Source organism: Acidovorax delafieldii 2AN, assembly GCF_000175235.1.
Classification (GTDB): domain Bacteria; phylum Pseudomonadota; class Gammaproteobacteria; order Burkholderiales; family Burkholderiaceae_C; genus Acidovorax; species Acidovorax delafieldii_B.
On the sequence record NZ_ACQT01000490.1, the window covers coordinates 1 to 1,386 of the forward strand.

Here is a 1,386-nt window from a genome sequence, read left to right on the forward strand (position 1 = left end):
TGCCCCAGGTTGCGCCGAAGGCGCGGCAGCATGCGCGCCACCCGCTGGCTTTCCTCATCGCTTTCCGGCGTGGCCTGGGCGGCCAGCGCCAGCGCCAGGGCGTCGTCGAAACGCTGCAGGCGCTCGTACACACGCATGCGCCGGTGGCGCGCGCCGGGGTAGCTGCTTTGTGCATAGGCCTGTTCGGCGCACGCCCAGTCGTGGGCGCGCTCGCAGGCCTGGCCGATGCGCAGCAGCACCTTGGCGCGGCGCTTTTCCAGCCAGGGGTTGTCGCTGGCGCACAGCGCCACGGCCTGCAGGACGGTGGCAACTTCCGTCCCGTCGTCGAGGGCCTGGCGGCAGGCATGCAGCGCCAGGTAGCCGTCCACATCGGCCCGTGCCTGGAAGGCCCGCGAGGCCGCATCGAACGCCACGGCCTCGTATTGGAAGATGCCCAGGTCGGCAAGCACGAACTCCGACCAGTCCTGGTACAGATTGCCGAAGAACATCAGCCGAAAGCGCTCGCACAGGTCGCCCACCATGACGCGCCATGCGGCCTCTGGCGACTGGGGGTGCCACTGGGCATAGGTTTGCGGCCGGGGATATGCCGCCTGCAGCGCCTGTAGCATCTCGGTCTTGCGCATGCCGGCGTGCACCGGCCCATGCGTGAACAGCTGCAGCAGCTCGGGCTTGGTGTGCAGTGCGAACAGCTCGTCGAGTTCCATGGGATGCTGCGCATCGAGCCAACCCCGCTCCAGCAGCGGCGCCGCGGCATCGGTGGTGCTGGCAATCTCGTCGTACACCAGCTTGCTGGCCCGAAACCAGGGCCCGCGCCGCATCAGCATGCGCACCATCAGCGCCTGCGAGGGCTGCGGCAACTGCGCGAACTGCATGAGAAAGCCCTGCTCCGCCGGGTTCAGCAGATCGCCATAGCGTTCGCCGACCCAGGCCAGTGCCCGCTGGAAGTTGTGCAGGTAGTAGTAGCGGTGGGGAGGGAGCATCGACCCGGGGCAATCAAAGAGGCCTGAAAACTGGTGATTTATACAGTTTTCGGGGTAGCCCAGGGGCAGGTGCGGTTATCCAGGGGCCCATGCCCGTTCTGGTCCGTCGGAAAAAAGCCGGTGACCTGTGCGGCTTGGCGCCAGCCGGAAGCGGTGGCCCGGGGCCAAAGCCTTGGCGAAAGAGATCGTTTTCCGTCCATGAAAGGCGCCGCGACGGGATCGCTGGGGCCATCCTCCCGGCCATAGCCGCGCTGGGCCGCCAAGAACGATGCCAACAAAAAGGCTTCTGCCCCAAGGGGACAGAAGCCTGTGGATTGCCAAGACGGAAGGGGATTTCTCAGAACGGGATGTCGTCATCCATGTCATCGAACCCCGAGGCTGCACGGGGCGCCTGCGCGGCCGGTGC

At 66.8% G+C, this 1,386-nt stretch carries 2 pseudogenes; both read right to left on the reverse strand.

What is annotated here, in order from left to right:
• Positions 1–980 (reverse strand): annotated as a pseudogene (locus ACDELDRAFT_RS22495) (VRR-NUC domain-containing protein); the annotation flags it as partial.
• 337 nt (positions 981–1,317) lie between these two features.
• A pseudogene (locus ACDELDRAFT_RS26135) lies at positions 1,318–1,386 on the reverse strand (single-stranded DNA-binding protein); the annotation flags it as partial.